Origin of the sequence: Aurantiacibacter sp. MUD11, from assembly GCF_026967575.1 — a bacterium.
Lineage (GTDB): Bacteria > Pseudomonadota > Alphaproteobacteria > Sphingomonadales > Sphingomonadaceae > Alteraurantiacibacter.
The window spans coordinates 210004-224966 of the sequence record NZ_CP114054.1 but is presented as its reverse complement, the minus strand read 5'-3'; the positions used below and the strand labels follow the sequence as shown (position 1 = coordinate 224966).

At 61.1% G+C, this 14963-nt stretch carries 14 protein-coding genes and 2 tRNA genes; 5 read left to right on the top strand and 11 right to left on the bottom strand.

All coding sequences use genetic code 11. The features are described 5' to 3' along the window. Positions 1 to 4 precede the first annotated feature (4 nt). The 7 genes from OZN62_RS01105 to OZN62_RS01075 form a co-directional block, all read right to left on the bottom strand. Positions 5 to 1147, bottom strand: a complete 1143-nt coding sequence (locus OZN62_RS01105; protein ID WP_269100810.1) for an iron-containing alcohol dehydrogenase — start codon at positions 1145 to 1147, stop codon at positions 5 to 7. A 77-nt stretch (positions 1148 to 1224) separates the two neighbouring features. Beyond that, positions 1225 to 1301: transfer RNA gene (locus tag OZN62_RS01100), tRNA-Asp, on the bottom strand. A 132-nt stretch (positions 1302 to 1433) separates the two neighbouring features. Next, positions 1434 to 2720: a dihydrolipoamide acetyltransferase family protein gene (locus OZN62_RS01095; RefSeq protein ID WP_269100809.1), complete on the bottom strand. Its 1287-nt coding sequence runs from the start codon at positions 2718 to 2720 to the stop codon at positions 1434 to 1436. Positions 2721 to 2725: 5 nt separating this feature from the next. Then, the gene (locus OZN62_RS01090) at positions 2726 to 3778 is read right to left on the bottom strand and encodes an alpha-ketoacid dehydrogenase subunit beta (protein ID WP_442864403.1); all 1053 of its coding nucleotides are present in this window, start codon (positions 3776 to 3778) and stop codon (positions 2726 to 2728) included. 5 nt (positions 3779 to 3783) lie between these two features. Beyond that, positions 3784 to 5076 carry a 3-methyl-2-oxobutanoate dehydrogenase (2-methylpropanoyl-transferring) subunit alpha gene (locus OZN62_RS01085; protein WP_269100806.1) on the bottom strand — a complete coding sequence of 431 codons (1293 nt, stop codon included), beginning with the start codon at positions 5074 to 5076 and terminating at the stop codon, positions 3784 to 3786. Positions 5077 to 5161: 85 nt separating this feature from the next. Further along, positions 5162 to 6109, bottom strand: a complete 948-nt coding sequence (thyA, locus tag OZN62_RS01080; protein ID WP_269100805.1) for a thymidylate synthase — start codon at positions 6107 to 6109, stop codon at positions 5162 to 5164. A 38-nt stretch (positions 6110 to 6147) separates the two neighbouring features. Then, a complete protein-coding gene (locus tag OZN62_RS01075; protein ID WP_269100804.1) occupies positions 6148 to 7146 on the bottom strand; it encodes an NAD-dependent epimerase/dehydratase family protein in 999 nt (332 codons plus the stop codon). Between the two features lie 155 nt (positions 7147 to 7301). On the opposite strand from OZN62_RS01075, the gene OZN62_RS01070 reads away from it, so the two are divergent. The 4 genes from OZN62_RS01070 (at position 7302) to OZN62_RS01055 (ending at position 10931) form a co-directional block, all read left to right on the top strand. Next, a tRNA-Pro gene (locus tag OZN62_RS01070) sits at positions 7302 to 7378 on the top strand. Between the two features lie 111 nt (positions 7379 to 7489). Next, positions 7490 to 8563: a site-specific integrase gene (locus OZN62_RS01065; protein ID WP_269100803.1), complete on the top strand. Its 1074-nt coding sequence runs from the start codon at positions 7490 to 7492 to the stop codon at positions 8561 to 8563. Further along, positions 8560 to 8970, top strand: a complete 411-nt coding sequence (locus OZN62_RS01060) for a hypothetical protein (RefSeq protein ID WP_269100802.1) — start codon at positions 8560 to 8562, stop codon at positions 8968 to 8970. Before OZN62_RS01065 ends, OZN62_RS01060 begins: the two co-directional genes overlap by 4 nt. A 176-nt stretch (positions 8971 to 9146) precedes the next feature. Beyond that, complete coding sequence (locus OZN62_RS01055) at positions 9147 to 10931, top strand: hypothetical protein (protein WP_269100801.1); 1785 nt, start codon at positions 9147 to 9149, stop codon at positions 10929 to 10931. Positions 10932 to 11000: 69 nt separating this feature from the next. Here the strand turns inward: OZN62_RS01055 and OZN62_RS01050 are convergent, their stop codons facing one another. The 4 genes from OZN62_RS01050 to OZN62_RS01035 all read right to left on the bottom strand — a co-directional run bounded on the left by OZN62_RS01050 (position 11001) and on the right by OZN62_RS01035 (position 12343). Next, entirely contained in the window at positions 11001 to 11630 is a 630-nt protein-coding gene (locus OZN62_RS01050) for a DUF2061 domain-containing protein (RefSeq protein WP_269100800.1), read from the bottom strand. Next, a complete protein-coding gene (locus OZN62_RS01045; RefSeq protein WP_269100798.1) occupies positions 11584 to 11850 on the bottom strand; it encodes a hypothetical protein in 267 nt (88 codons plus the stop codon). The genes OZN62_RS01050 and OZN62_RS01045 overlap by 47 nt, the downstream gene beginning before the upstream one ends. Next, positions 11819 to 12013, bottom strand: a complete 195-nt coding sequence (locus OZN62_RS01040; RefSeq protein ID WP_269100797.1) for a hypothetical protein — start codon at positions 12011 to 12013, stop codon at positions 11819 to 11821. Before OZN62_RS01040 ends, OZN62_RS01045 begins: the two co-directional genes overlap by 32 nt. Before the next feature lie 75 nt (positions 12014 to 12088). Beyond that, positions 12089 to 12343, bottom strand: coding sequence for a cold-shock protein (locus OZN62_RS01035; RefSeq protein ID WP_269100796.1), 255 nt, complete (start codon positions 12341 to 12343; stop codon positions 12089 to 12091). A gap of 547 nt (positions 12344 to 12890) precedes the next feature. On the opposite strand from OZN62_RS01035, the gene OZN62_RS01030 reads away from it, so the two are divergent. Then, the gene (locus OZN62_RS01030; RefSeq protein WP_269100794.1) at positions 12891 to 14744 is read left to right on the top strand and encodes a hypothetical protein; all 1854 of its coding nucleotides are present in this window, start codon (positions 12891 to 12893) and stop codon (positions 14742 to 14744) included. Positions 14745 to 14963 lie beyond the last annotated feature (219 nt).

Below are 14963 nucleotides of genomic sequence, written 5' to 3'. Positions count from 1 at the left end.
ATCCTCACAGGGCAGCCTCGTACATGCGCCGCGCATCCTCGCGGGTAATCGGGACGGGATTGTTCACCAGCAATCGCTCCTGCTTCATCGCCTCGTCCGCCAGCAGGTCGAGGTGCCCGGCTTCGATGCCGACATCGGCCAGCTTCGGGCTGAGCCCGATATCGGCGGCAATGCTCACCAGCGCCTCGACGAAGCACTGCGCCCGGGCCTGCGTGCCCAGCGAGGCAAGATCAGGCGCGATCTCCACTGCCAGTTCGGCATACATTTCACGCGCGACGGGCATGTTGTGCGCCAGCACATGCGGCAGCATCAGGGCGTTCGACAGCCCGTGCGGCACGTGGAAGTGTCCGCCCAGCGGATAGGCCAGCGCATGAACGCCGGCGCAGGGCGCATTGGCGAAGGCGACACCGGCAAGGTAGGAACCGCGCAGCATGGCATCGCGCACTGCCAGGTCGTTGGGCGTGTCACAGGCGGCGCGGATATTCGCCGAGAGCAGCCGCAACGCCTCTTTCGCCAGTGCGTCGGACACCGGGTTCTTGAGCCGCTTGGTCGTGAACGCCTCGATCGCGTGGACCATGGCATCGACGCCGGTCGCGGCGGTGACATGGCGCGGCAGGCCGGTGGTGAGGCCGGCGTCGAGCACGGCCCAGTCGGCATAGAGCGCGGGCGCGACGATGCCTTTCTTGCTCGTCTCCCCCACCGTCAGGATGGAGATCGGCGTCGCTTCGGAACCGGTGCCCGCCGTGGTCGGCACCAGCACCAGTGGCAGGCCCTCGCCGGTTGCTGCGCCGACGCCGTAAATGTCCTCGATCGGCTCGCCGCTGCCGAGCAGGTAAGCGGCCGCCTTGGCGACATCCATCGGGCTGCCGCCGCCGAAGCCGATGACGGCCTTTGCGCCGATGCTCCTGCCCAGTTCGACCGCACCCAGCGCGCTGGCTTCGCTGGGGTCTTCCTGCACTTCGTCGAACACCGCCAGCTCGCGCCCGGCGAAACCGCTGAGCGCAGCGTCGGTCAGGCCCAGCGCACGCAGGTTGGCATCGGTGACGAACAGCACCGGCCCATCGGGCAGCAGGGGCGCAAGGTTCGCGCTCGCGCCGATGCCGGAGACCAGTTGCGGACCGTAATGGAAGGTGAAATCATCGCTCACGCGCAATGCTGTGCAGCGCGGTGCGCGCGGAGGCAAGTGCGCGGTTCTGGCGGGCGGCGATGGAAGGGAACCCCAAGTGGCGCGAGTGACGGGACTCGAACCCGCGACCTCCGGCGTGACAGGCCGGCGCTCTAACCAACTGAGCTACACCCGCGCAATCTTTGGGTTGCGCCAAGGGCGTTGCACCGCTTGGGGAAGCGCGCCTCTAGGGCAGGCTTGAGGGGCTGTCAACTGGCCGATCGCGCTTTTCGCGATAGCCTTCCCGCGGGCCTGCCGAAGCGGCGGATTACCCGGCCAGAATCGTGGCCGGAGCCTCCAGTTTCTGCTTCAATTCCTGCACGAATGCAGCCGCATCGTAGCCATCCACGACACGGTGATCGCAGCTGATCGAAATGTTCATCAGCTTGCGCTTTTCGATTCGTTCGACGCCGTCCGCGCCGGTCACGAACATGGGCCGTTCGACGATGCGATTCGGACCGATGATCGCCACTTCCGGACGGTTGATCACCGGGGTCGTCGCCACGCCGCCGAGCGGGCCGAGCGAGGTGATCGTCAGGGTCGAGCCGGACAGTTCCTCCGACTTGGCCGTGCCGTTGCGAGCCGCCTCCGCCAGGCGCCCGATTTCGCGGGCGAGCTGCCACAGGTTCTGCGACTGCGCGTTGCGGATGACGGGCACCATCAGGCCGTTGTCGGTCATGGTCGCCATGCCCAGGTGCACGGCGCCGTGGCGGGTGACGACCTTGGCCTCGTCATCGAAACGGGCATTGATCATCGGGAAGTCGGGCAGCGTCTTGCAGATCGCGGTGATCAGCAGCGGCAGCATGGTCAGCTTGGGCCGATCGCCGCGATTGGCGTTCAGCTGCGCGCGCGTCTCTTCCAGCGCGGTGACGTCGGTTTCCTCGACATAGGTGAAGTGCGGAATGTGGCGCTTCGACGCGGCCATGTTCTCGGCAATCCGCTTGCGCAGGCCGATTACCTTAATCTGCTCGTCAGCACGCGCGGGGGCCGCGCCGGAGAAGCCGCCAGTGTAGGACACATAGGCGTCGAGATCGGCGTGGCGGATACGGCCGTCCTCGGCTGCCTTCACGTCAGCCAGGTCGATGCCGAGGTCAGCCGCGCGCTTGCGCACCGCTGGGCTGGCGAGAACCTTGGCGGCGGCAGGTGCCGGGGCCGGGGGCGGAGCAGGAGCGGGAGCGGGAGCGGGAGCCGGTGCTTCCTCGACCACTTCGGGTTCGGGTGCCGACGCAGGAGCGGGTGTCGGTTCCGGAGCCGGAGCAGGCGCAGCCTCGGCCGCCGCCTCGTTCTCTTCCAGCACGTCCTCGGGCACTTCGCCTTCGGTCTCGATCACCACCAGCATGCCGCCGATGGCCACCACGTCGCCCACTTCGCCGGCGACTTCGAGCACGGTGCCCGCCACCGGGCTTTCCATCTCGACCGTCGCCTTGTCGGTCATCATGTCGGCCAGCTGGCCGTCTTCCTCGATGCGGTCACCCGGCTTCACGTGCCAGGCAACGATCTCGGCCTCGGCAATGCCTTCGCCGATATCGGGCAGGTTGAAGGTGAATTTCGCCATGGCGGTTACTCGCTCAGAAGCTTGTCGATGGCCTCGCCGATGCGGACCGGACCGGGGAAATAGGCCCATTCGAGGCTGTGGGGATAGGGGGTGTCGAAGCCCGTGACGCGTTCGATCGGGGCTTCGAGGTGGTAGAAGCAGCGTTCCTGCACCAGCGCGGACAATTCCGCACCGAAGCCGGAGGTCCGCGTCGCCTCGTGCACGATCATGCACTTGCCAGTCTTCTCGATGGAGGCCTCGATCGCCTCGATGTCGAGCGGCACCAGCGTGCGCAGGTCGAGGATTTCAGCTTCAACGCCCTTCTCGCGGCAGACCGCCTCGGCCACGTGGACCATGGTGCCATAGGCCAGCACCGTCAGCGCATCGCCCTCGGTAACTTTGCGCGCCTTGCCCAAAGGGATCTTGTAATAGCCTTCGGGCACCTGCGCCTCGGCAAAGCCCTTCCAGCTCTTGGCGGGCTTGTCGTAATAGCCGTCGAACGGGCCGTTGTAGATGCGCTTCGGCTCGAAGAAGATGACCGGGTCGTTGTCCTCGATGCAGGAGATCAGCAGGCCCTTGGCATCGTAGGGCGTCGCCGGGATCACCGTCTTCAGACCGGACACGTGGGTGAAGATGGCTTCCGGGCTCTGCGAGTGCGTCTGGCCGCCGAAGATGCCGCCGCCGAACGGGCTGCGTACCGTCATCGGGGCGATGAACTCTGCCGCCGAACGGTAACGCAGACGCGCCGCTTCGGAGATCAGCTGGTCGAGGCCGGGATAGATGTAATCGGCGAACTGGATTTCGGGTACCGGACGCAGGCCATAGGCGCCCATCCCCACCGCGACACCGATGATGCCGCATTCGGAGATCGGCGTGTCGAACACGCGGGTCTTGCCGTACTTTTCCTGCAGGCCGGCGGTGCAGCGGAACACGCCGCCGAAATAGCCGATATCCTCGCCCAGCAGGATCACGTCGTCGTCGCGCTGGAGCATGACGTCGAGGGCGGAGTTGATCGCCTCGATCATGTTCATCTGACGGGTCTCGCCAGCTTCGGTCGCGCCTGCCTCTGTGGTGGTCATGTCGTTCATTCCGCCGGGTCCTCCGGCCACTTGATCTGGCGCTCGCGGATGGCCTGCTCGCTCTGTTCCTTGAGGTGCCAGGGCAGTTCCTCGAACACGTCCTCGAACATGGTGCCGAACGGATGGTGCAGGCCGTGGCCGAGGATGCCGTTCTTCTCGGCTTCCTTCATCGCGGTGCGCACTTCGGCATCCAGTTCGGCGTCCATCGCCTCCTGCTGCTCTTCGGTCCATTCGCCCAGCGCGATGAGGTGGTTCTTCAGCCGGTTGACCGGATCGCCCAGCGGCCATTCCTCGCGCTCCTCGGCCGAGCGGTAGGCGCTCGGATCGTCCGAGGTGGAGTGCCCCTCGGCGCGGTAGGTGAAGTGCTCGATCAGCGTCGGGCCGGCATTGGCGCGGGCGCGATCGGCCGCCCAGCGTTCGGCCGCGAAGACGGCCAGCGGATCGTTGCCGTCCACCCGCAGGCCGGCCATGCCATAGCCGATGGCGCGCGCGGCGAAGGTGGCGCGCTCGGCCCCGGCGAAACCGGAGAACGACGAAATCGCCCACTGGTTGTTGATGACGTTGAAGATGACCGGCGCATTGTAGACGGTCGCAAAGGTCAGCGCGGAGTGGAAGTCGCCTTCCGCCGTGCTGCCCTCGCCCACCCAGGTCGCGGCGATGCGGCTGTCGCCCTTGCTGGCGCTGGCCATGGCGAAGCCGGTCGCCTGCGGCAGCTGCGTGGCGAGGTTGCCCGAGATGGAGAAGAAGTTCAGCCGCTTCGAGCAGTACATGATCGGCAGCTGGCGGCCCTTCAGCTTGTCACCCTTGTTCGAGTAGATCTGGTTGATCATCTCGACCAGCTTGTAACCGCGCGCGATCAGGCAGCCCTGCTGGCGGTAAGAGGGGAAGATCATGTCGTCCCCGGCCAGCGCATGGGTGGCGCAGACGGAAGTCGCCTCCTCGCCCGTACACTTCATGTAGAAGCTGGTCTTGCCCTGTCGCTGGGCGCGATACATGCGATTGTCGAAGGCGCGCACCAGCGCCATTTCGCGCAGCATGGAGCGCAGCGTCTCGGCGTCGAGGCGCGGGTCCCACGGACCGTGCGCCTTGTTGTCGTCACCCAGCACCCGGATCAGGTCGTCGCAGAGCGGGAAGGTTTCCTTCGCCGGGGCGCTTTCGTCCGGACGCGGCTGCGCGCCGGCTTCGCTGATGTTCAGGTGGCTGAAATCGACCGCGTCGCCGGGGCGGTAGCGCGGCTCGGGCACGTGCAATGCGAGCTTGGGGCGATTGCTCCCCTTCTCGGCGCTGGCATCAGCCATCAGCTGCTCCCACAATTTTATTCCAGTAGAGCGGAATTATATTAGTTACATATGTAACGGTCAATCCGCTCTACCATAGGCGGGGCTAGACCGCCACAGGTGCACGCAGGACTCCCTGCGGTTCGTAATCACGCACCTCGAAATCCTCGAAACGGTAGTCGAAAATTGTCGGCGGCACCCGGGTGAGAGCAAGTTTCGGTTCGCCGGCCGGTTCGCGTTCCAGCTGCGCTTCCACCAGATCGGTGTGATTCAGGTACAAATGCGTGTCCCCGCCGCTCCACACCAGCTCGCCGGGGAGCAGATTCGTCTGCGCCGCCATCATCCGCGTCAGCAGCGCCGCGCCGAACAGGTTGAACGGCAGGCCCAGCGCCACGTCGCAGCTGCGCTGGTAGAGCAGGCAGTTCAGCCGCGCCTCGTCCCCCTCGCCGGCGACGTGGAACTGATAGGTCTTGTGGCACGGCGGCAGGGCCATCCGGTCCAGCTCGGCCACGTTCCAGCCTTCGATGATGTGGCGGCGGCTGCCGGGATTGGTCTTCAGGCTCTGCACCACCTGCGCCACCTGGTTGATGCCGGGCCCCTTCTGATACTTGCCGTCCGGCCCGTATTCGTAGGTCGGCCAGTCGACCCATTGCTTGCCGTAGACCGGACCAAGATCGCCCCAATTCTTCGCGAATACTTCATCGGCGACTATGCGCGCTTCGAAGTCCTTCTGCGAAATGTCCTCACCTGTAGCTTGCCGATACTTGGCCAGCGGCCAGTCGGACCAGATGGTGACGCCCACCTGCAGCAGGGGCCGGATATTGGTCTCCCCGGTCAGGAACCACAGCATCTCTTTCGCCGCGGCCTTCCAGTAGACGCGCTTGGTGGTCAGCAGCGGCACCCGGTCGTTCGCCAGGTCGAAGCGCAACATGGTGCCGAAGACGGAGCGCGTGCCGACGCCGGTGCGGTCCATGCGCTCGTCGCCGTGCTCCCAGATGTGGCGCATCAGGTCGAGGTATTGCCATTCGGGGTGGCGGTCCGGAGTCGTGGTCATGCCCGGTGGCTACCACCGGGGGCGGCGCGAGGCCAAGCTTACACGCCGTGATATTCCCGATACCATTCGACGAAGCGCGGCAGCCCCTCGGCAATCGTGGTGGTCGGCGTATAGCCAAGGTCGCGGCTGATCGCGTCGATATCGGCATAGGTGCGCACCACGTCGCCCTTCTGCATCGGCTGCCAGTCGATCTGCGCCTTGGTGCCGCAAGCCTGTTCGAGGATAGCGATCAGGTCGGTCAGCTTTTCGGAGCGGTTGTTGCCGATGTTGTAGAGTGCGTGCGGCTTGGTGGAGCCACCCGCCTTCACCGCGTCGTCATCGGCGGGCGCATGATCCAGCGCCGCCACCACGCCGCGGATAATGTCATCGATGTGGGTGAAATCGCGCCACATTTCCCCCTTGTGGAACACCGGGATCGGTTCGCCCGCCAAGATCTTCCGGGTGAAGATCCAGTAGGCCATGTCCGGGCGCCCCCAGGGGCCGTAGACGGTGAAGAAGCGCAGGCCCGTCAGCGGGATGCGGTAGAGATGGGCATAGGTCTCGCTCATCAGCTCGTCGGCGCGCTTGGTGGCGGCGTAGAGGCTGACGGGATGGTCGACGCGGTCGTCGACCGAGAACGGCACCTTGTCGTTGCCGCCATAGACGCTGGACGAGCTGGCATAGACCATGTGCTCCACCTCGCGGTGGCGGGCCAGCTCCAGCATGTTGGCGTGGCCGACGAGGTTGGACTGCACGTAGGCCGCCGGGTTCTCCAGCGAATAGCGCACCCCCGCCTGCGCGCCGAGGTGCACGATGCGGTCGATCTTCGCGCCGTCCACCGATGCTTCCAGCGCAGCCATGTCGGCGAAGTCCAGCTTGTGGAAGCGGAAGCGCGATCCGCCGGCCGCATCCAGCCGCCGCAACCGCGCATGCTTGAGCGCCGGATCGTAATAGGCGTTGAGGTTGTCGATGCCGATCACGCTGTCCCCGCGTGCCAGCAACTGCTCGCTCAGCGCCGCGCCGATGAAGCCTGCTGCCCCGGTGACCAGAACCTGCATCCGAAAAACCCTCGAAACCCGCCAGAATTGCGAGCGCCCTAGTGGCAGGACGAGGCTGTTTGCGCAATGCGGCAAACTCGTGCTTGCATGCCTGTGAAGCTGACCCTATAGGGCCGCCTCTGCCTCGCGGGGGTTCGCCCCCCGCACGCACCGGTCGGGGAGTAGCTCAGCCTGGTAGAGCACTGTCTTCGGGAGGCAGGGGCCGGAGGTTCGAATCCTCTCTCCCCGACCAATTGACACCTTAGGGAAATCAAGTTTTTAGCGGACCTTTCTAGACAGGAAGCGTCCCCAGACCAACGCCCTTGTGCGGCTCCGATCACACTCTGATCACACGGAGCTAAGCATGGCATCAATTACCAAACGAAAAGGCGGCTGGTGCGTCCAAGTTCGCCGCAAGGGCTATGCTGCCCGCAATGCAACTTTCCCCACAAAATCTGCCGCGCTCAAATGGGGGCGCGAGCAGGAAGCGCAGATGGACAATGGCACCCTTCCCGCCACCGTCGCGCCACTGAAGGCAACAAGGCTGGCAGAACTCATCGAACAATATCGCCAGACCGTCACACCCTACAAACGCAGCTCTGAAACGGAGGGCTTAAGGCTCTGCCGCATGGCCAAGGACCCAATTGCTGCCAAGGTGCTCATTGACCTGTCTGCGGGCGATTTCGCGGCATATCGGGACCGAAGGCTGAAGGTAGTCAAACCGGGCACGGTGCGGCGCGAGTTGTATCTGTTTGCCAACATGATCGACAAGGCGACAAAGGAATGGGGTTATCCGTTCTCGGCAAACCCCGTGCGGCAAGTGTCCTTCCCAATCGCCAACGATGCCCGTGACAGGCGCTTGGAGGATGGCGAGGCGACAATCCTGCGCGATGCTATCGCGTCCTGCCGCAATCCCTTCATCGGCCCCATTGTCGAGCTGGCAATCCAGACGGGCTTGCGGAGGCGCGAAGTTCTGGAACTGACTTGGGCCAATGTCGATCAGGTTCGCCGCATCGCCTTCATCCCGACCACAAAGACAGGCCAGCCGCGCACAATCCCGCTGACGGAGCAGGCCGTCGCTATCATCGCTGCCCTGCCCTGCGAGCGCGATGCTGGGGGCCAGCCGGTGAACGAGAGGCTGTTTCCCATCACGCTCAACGCCTTCAAGCAGGCCTGGCAACGTGTGCAGAAGCGTTCCGGCCTAGCAGACCTGCGGTTCCACGATCTGCGCCACGAGGCGCTGTCGCGCTTCTGCGAGCTTGGGCTGTCGGTTCCCGAGTTGTCGGTCATTTCGGGCCACAAGGACCCGAGAATGCTGTTTCGTTATACCCACTTGCGGGCGGACGACCTTGCTCGCAAGCTGTCCGGACTGCGTTGGGAAGAAAGGAAATCCGCGCCAGCACCACAAGCCAGTCAGACAGGGGAGTTTCAGCTATGAGAATGCCGTTCTGGTTCATTCCGTTACTTTTTGTGTCAGTCTCCGCACACGCCCAGCAAATCGAACGGTTCATTTGCCGTGAAGAAAGCGGCGGCTGGTGCGAAAGCAGCAGCGGCTGCCAAATGAACCACCTCCCTCCAGCGGAATTCAGGCTTCTAGGCGTCATCCCTGACGAACTTGGGACGCAGGCAGCCACTTTTACTGAATGCAGAGGCGATTGTGGCGTCGAATGGGAGGCCCAATTCGTGCGCGGTTTGGGCAACCAGCTTCGCATTCTCCGCAACGGCGAGGAACTGGTCCTCGATCTGGAAACGGGTTTCTTCAGTTATGCACTAATCGCTTCCGCCCAATCGGCAGGCCGTGTCACCTACGCATTTGGCCAGTGCGAGCGCTTAAGCGCCTTCTGACAACGTGCAGATTCCAACCAGATTGACACCTCCGTCCGGTTGCAGGTGGCTCAACGAAATGCCCTATGGACCGAGCTTGGGTGGAAAGCAGACAATCCAGCTGAAGCCGGTCAATTCGCTCTAGTCGCTCTATTGTGATATTCAGGTCATGGGTCGCATGCCTGTGGGAGGCAGTGATGCGCCGTGAACTGACACTATCCGCCATCCTCTTGACGACCTTAGCGATTGGGGGCGCGTCGGCGATTGAACCAACGCGGCAACCTTCCGCCGAAACACTTGCCGCCCTTGATCCGACAGCATTGGGTCGCAACGCTTGCCGCGGGTTTTTCATTTCCGGTTCGACGCTTGATGCTCGCCTGCAACTTGCGCAAGCTCTATCTGACGACAGAGGTTACGGTGCACGTCCGATAAACCTTTACCCTGATATTTCCCCATCTGATCTACCGCTGGGAGAAGCTTCTCCCATGGCTCGGCAATACTTCGACCAGGGCCTTGCTCTGGCATATGGATTCAACCATCGAGCGGCCATTCGATCATTCCAAAATGCGAGAGAGATTGATCCTGAATGTGCCATGTGCTGGTGGGGCGAAGCCATGGCCAATGGCCCCAACATCAATGCAGGCATGGATGATGAACAAAATCAGGCCGCATTGCACGCCCTTGAAAGGGCCAGGCAACTCGCCGTTGGTGACGATCCAGCAGTTCTTGAACTGATCGATGCACAAGCGGCTCGCTACTCTGATGACCCCAATGCCGATCGCGCCGCACTGGATTGGGCCTATGCGCAAGCAATGCTTGCGATTGCACGTGAGAATCCCAGTAACGATGACCTAGCCATTCTAGCTGCCGAGGCAGCCATGAATACGTCTCCTTGGGATTATTGGGATCTGGAAACAGGTGAACCTCGTCCACTGCTTGGAGAGGCCGTTTCATTGATTGAAGCGGTGATGAACCGAAGCCCGGCGCATCCACAAGCGTCGCATCTGTATATTCATCTGCTTGAGCTGCCGGACGCCCAGCGAGCCGAAGCTGCGGCGGATCGCCTACGCGAGACTGGCCCGAAAGCCTTGGGCCACCTCGTGCATATGCCGGCCCATATATATTATCGGATCGGTAGGTATCGAGATTCCATGGATGCAAATATCGATGCTGTTGCAGCTGACGAAGCATATCTAAGTGAAGTCGGCGATGATGGCCTGGTGCGGTTCGGCTATTATCCGCATAACGTCCACTTCCTTCTCGCCTCCGCGCAGATGATGGGAGATGTTCGAACTGTCGCTACCCAGACGGCAAGGCTCGAGGCCATTCTCGACATTGAAACTGGAAGGGACCTTTACTGGGTTCAGGCAATCTATGCCGCTCCATATTTTGCCTACGCACAGTATGGATCACCAGCAGCAACACTCTCACTGACTGCTGACCCCCACGAACTTGATTACGTTGAAGCTATGCGCCGCTACGCAAGGGCGGTGGCTCATGCACAGAGCCGAGATGCAGATTCCTTTGCTCTCGAATTGGAGGCACTCCGGAGCTTTGAAGGCTCGGAGGGGGCAAGGCAACTTGAAGCGAGTGGTTTTCCTGCCCCCTTAATCATTCGGTTGGCCACAGAGGTGGCGCAAGGGCGAATGGCCATGGCATTGGACCGGCACCGGAGCGCTATTTCACATTTCTCAAATGCTGCCGAGATGCAGAGGGCAATTCCTTATACCGAACCACCATTTTGGTATTACCCCGTCCACCAATCGCTAGGCGCCGCATATTTCGAAGCTGGCGAATTTGAAGATGCTCAGCGAGCATTCCGAGCTGCTCTCTTCAACGCACCCAACAATGCGCTTGCCCTTTACGGCCTTATTCAAGCGGAGCGCATGCTTGGGCACGAACTTGAAGCACAGGCAGCACAACAGGCTTTCGACAGCGTCTGGCTAGGCGATGACGAATGGCTCTCGATGGACCGGATCTAGAACAAATTCTTGCCGCTTGGCTGTCTAGGTGCCAGCGACCGCTTTTGGGTGGAAAGCGGACGATCTGAGTTATGCATTAGCCTGCGGTTTCTGTCGGTGGTTTTCGAGACCGAATGGCAACCGGGCCCAGATGCGTTCATGAAAGAAATAGAGCACCAGCTTGGTGAACACTTCCAAGCCGCCAATGGAAGCTGCTGTGGCTACGCTTCCGGTGAAGAACCACGCAAGTGCAAATGTGTCCAGGGATGCAATCAGACGCCAAAGCCCGGTCTTGATGGTCGTTCGGCGCATAGTCTCGCGATGGCTCGCATTGCGAAACGCTATTCCCCAGCCGGTGAGTGACCACGCGCGTTCGTGCAAGAAATAGAGGATGAATTTCGTCACGACCTCAGTAATCGCGATATAGCTTGCTGTTTCGAGGGCATCGGCCTGCGCGACAGGTGCGCCAAACATTGGCCCCAGATATGTGATCAAGAGATAGGACAGGATGAGCGTGTCGATTGTGCCCACGACACGCCAAGAAACGGCCTTGGCGACAGAGCGCCATGGCTTGATGTTCGGCCTTTCCGGCGGATCGAGCTTCGGCGTTTCAGGCCCAAAAAACGGTTTTTGTGGGGGTTCCCTCATTGCAGACGACGTCGTGCGGGATCGATCACGCGCTTTCGGAAAGTCCGGTTCGCTTTTGCGATTGGCGGTCATGCTCCGCCAAAGCGTCTTCCAGCCTGAAATAGGAATAGCGCCCCAGACGATAGTGGACCGTTGGCACGGCAATTATCCCTTCCGGGAGCTCGGTTGGAGCTGAAGGCTGCTTTAGGGCGCCGCCTTCACTTTCCCATTCATTGGTTGCAGACTCTTTGGAATCTGCGGCGTTCAACACGGTGCTCATATCAATCATCCTTTCCGGCAGAAGATCGCTCATCCTGCGGCCAGCCAATGTTGGAAAGGTGGTTGTCCTTTCGCCAGTCCGCCATGCGCTCTGCACGCTCTCCCATGAGATTGGCGGCATCCTTGCGCTCTTCAGCCGAACCCGAGCGATCGACCTTCATGGCCGCGAGCTGGTGATCGAAGAGGAATTGATTCATCGGCATGGCAAAATGTCCTTGCGAAGGGGAATTGGCATGAGCCGAGGGCTTTAATCCCCGGCTCTGCTGTCGGCATCAGCCCTGCTGGTTGCTGGCCTGTTCCTTCAGGGTCTGCTCGTAGCCCTGCTGGTGCTGCAGGTTCACGGCGCTCTTCTTGGCGCCGTCAACCTCGCTGGTCTCGTAGCTGTAACGCTGATCGACCTTCGGCATCTGGCCTTCCTGCTGGAGGTCCGCCTTCTTGAAGCGGAGAACGTCTCCGCCCTTCTCAGGGGTGATTGAGCCGGTCCCCGAGCTGCTGTCATAGCTCTTGATCTTGCCGTAATGTGTCATGTGTCATTCCTTCAAACGAGTGTGCAGCGCGCCAGAATTGACCCGACCGCGACTAAGAGGCGAAACTGAAGGAAAGGGCTTCCGATGGTGGAAGCGGTGACCGTCGATTGCGACTGGTAGCTGAGTATTACGTGGCTATGGCGGCCCTCGAATGCAAGCCTTGGGAGAAGCAATTTCTGCGAATTGGGTCTATGTCTGCAATTGGGTCGCTTTCTGCCAGTCCGCTTCCCGCACCACAATGTGTTGAAGCGGACCGATGGCCGCGAGTTATAGCCAAAAGCCACCTAACACAAAACGCATTATTGAGCGGACGCTTATGGTTGTTCCACAGGTCACGCGACCAGTTTCTCGACAAGATCGGCACAGGCTGAAGTCAGCCGCTGACCTCCACCGCGTAGCGTCGGATAACAACAACGGCCTTCGGACTTTAACGGGATTTTTGAAAGACCCTACCCAAGAGGGCGGGGGAACCCAAGATATCCAAAAGGGGACCCCAGACACCAACGACCCGAGTTCACGAAGCTTGGGCTAAGTCCCTCTCAAAGCGTTGGATATCAAGTTACTGTCATCCTATATAAAGGAGAAGACGAAGATAACTTTGGCCCACGCCTTAGTGCTTCAGCCTTCCCCATCTCTGACCGATGAGCCAAGTTTGATGCCTTCACTTTCAGCCTCTGCCTATAGCCTGCTCTCGACCTTTTTCAGCGAGAACGGGTCTTCCCTTCATGGTGATCACGAGCAGGCTCTGAAGTCTTTCCTCAATACCTTGGAGCAAGGTCTGAACGGTGAGTTACCCGCCTCCTATTACCTGCTTTCGCTAGACCCAGGAATGGGCAAGACTGCGGCCTGTGCTGCGTTCCTGCGGGCGTGGCGAGAAGCAGGCTATAAGCCTGCATCAAGCATCCTTGTCGGTGTTTCCACCATCGATGAGCTGAAGTTCTTCGCCGCAGCCTCGGGTCTTCCAAGCTATGACTTTGGTGTCCTCACCAGTGAGGAGGAAGCGAATGCCTTGGGCCAGCCTAGCGACCTGCACGGTGAAGCTAGGGTTCTGTTCACGACGCAGCAGATGATACGCAGCAGGACCAAGGGGAAGGACTTCGCTGACGCTTCGGAGTTCCACTACCAAGAGCGACCTAGGCTCCTTCGTCTGTGGGATGAAGACATACTGCCGAGTGCCGGCGTGGTCCTTCGGCGGGACACACTATTCGGCTTGGTAGCTCCCCTCCGTCCCGAGTTCCCGGAATTTGTTCGGGCATTGGAAGACTTCGCGGCCTCGCTTGGTGAAGGACAGGTCGGACAGGTTATCAAGGTCCCCTTCGACCTCACCCTTTCATCAGGGCAAGCCTACGTTGCATCCCGCCAAATCGCGACCGAGCATGAACGAAACGCACTGGAACACCTTATCCTGATGGCGGGAGCAGATATGCTTCTCCAGCACAGCGACAGGTATGGTCTGGAGCTTGTCGGCTCTACGCCCGCTCTGCCAGCCGACATAGCTCCGCTGGTGGTTATGGACGCTTCAGGAAGGGTCCGCACCACATATCAACTCTGGGAGGAGAACAGGGGTGATCTTGTCCGCCTGCCCGGAGCATCCAACGACTTCCAACAGCTAAACGTCCACCTGTGGAAGCGCCCAGCAGGCAAGGACGCTTTGCGAAGTTCCGGAAGTCGCGATGAAATAGCCGCTGCTATTGCCGACGCCCTCGCAAGGGACCCGGACGGCGAGTGGCTTATTTTGAGCTATAAGGACAGTCTGGACGATCTGGCACGAGCTGTTGAACGGTTCCGCTCTCCTTCCCACACCCCCAAGCTTCATTGGCTCCACTGGGGTAGGCACCGGGCGACCAACGCCTTTCGGGATATCAACAACATCGTCATAGTCGGGCAGAATGCATATCGACCAGCGGACTACCTTGGGCTGACGCTCGCGGCTTCGGGCCTCCCGCTTCGATCTAACAGTCCGCACGATACTGCCGCCACACGGGAGGGAGAGTATCGGCACCATCTGCTTCAGGCGGCGTGTCGGGCGTCCGTGAGGAAAGCCTCAGGCGGTCTTGCCGGCCAGTGTAACGCCTTTGTGATCACGTCGCAGGGCAATGCCGAGCAGATGCTGGAAACGGTCTTTCCCGGTCACAACCTTATCCGTTGGCAGGAAGACGAACCTGCGAATGGGCAAGTGGCGCAGGCAATTGCTTACCTTCAGCAAGTCGTGGACCATGACGAGTTCGAAGAAATGTCCAAGCAGGCCTTAAGGGAAGCCCTAGGCATCCGAGCAGCGTCGAACCTGCGGCAGAACGTCCTCGATACGGAACGCTTTCGGCGCTTCCTCGCTGCAAATGGTCTGGAAATGACCACGCGTACCATCCGCCGTGTCGAATGTGCCTTTGACCCTATCGACTGACTGAACATCGCATTGGCTGGTCCCGTAGTCCCCAACCGTGCTTTTGCGGCGACTAACAAACGCTTTCGATCACACGTTGATCACACTTCTATTGTTATTGCTTTGCTTACCCGATAGTCCTAGGGTCTTCGTGGAGCTGTAAAACGGCGGTTTTCCAAGGGTTTCAAGGCCTCGGAGCATGGGTCCCAACTTCAAGGGGGCTGTCTTCGGGAGGCAGGG